Here is a 575-nt window from a genome sequence, read left to right as displayed (position 1 = left end):
TGAACTACCGTGCTCCATATCAAGCTGTCTAATCTGTTGATGAATGCGTTGAGCGACTTGCTCTGCGCCTTCTGTTGTCGTGTTTGGCAAGATAAAACCAAATTCTTCACCACCGTATCGAGCCACGCAGTCTGAAGAACGGTTGACCACTTGCTTGAAGACCGCCGCGACACGAATCAACGCCTCGTCGCCTTGTTGGTGCCCGTAACAGTCGTTGTAATCTTTAAAGAAGTCGATGTCGCACAACATGATAGTCAAAGGCAATTTTTCACGAATGTGGTGATACCAAAGTACATGAAGACGTTCATCAAATCGGCGTCTATTTGCCACTTGCGTCAAGCTGTCCATAAAGCTCAATTTCTCAAGTTCAAGGTTCGCTTGTTCAAGTTTTTGCTCGGCAAGATAACGCTCTGAAATATCACGCGCCATGATAAGAACGCCATTCGTACCCGATGCCTTGTCTTTAAACGGCGATTTCACCACATCAAACCACGTTATATGGCCATCACTACTCACGACCTTATCGATGTACCTTACCGGTTCCGCTTGTCGTAGAGCGTGTAGGTCGCTCGTTT

Annotated in this window: 1 protein-coding gene; it reads right to left on the bottom strand. The window is 46.8% G+C overall.

Translation table 11 applies throughout. The annotated features are described in order from the left end of the window. On the bottom strand, nt 1–575 hold a 575-nt coding region (locus tag R7Q46_RS28970), incomplete at both ends, for a sensor domain-containing diguanylate cyclase (protein ID WP_318078551.1).

This window comes from Vibrio sp. 811, from assembly GCF_033339195.1.
This window is presented reverse-complemented; position numbering and strand designations above follow the sequence as displayed.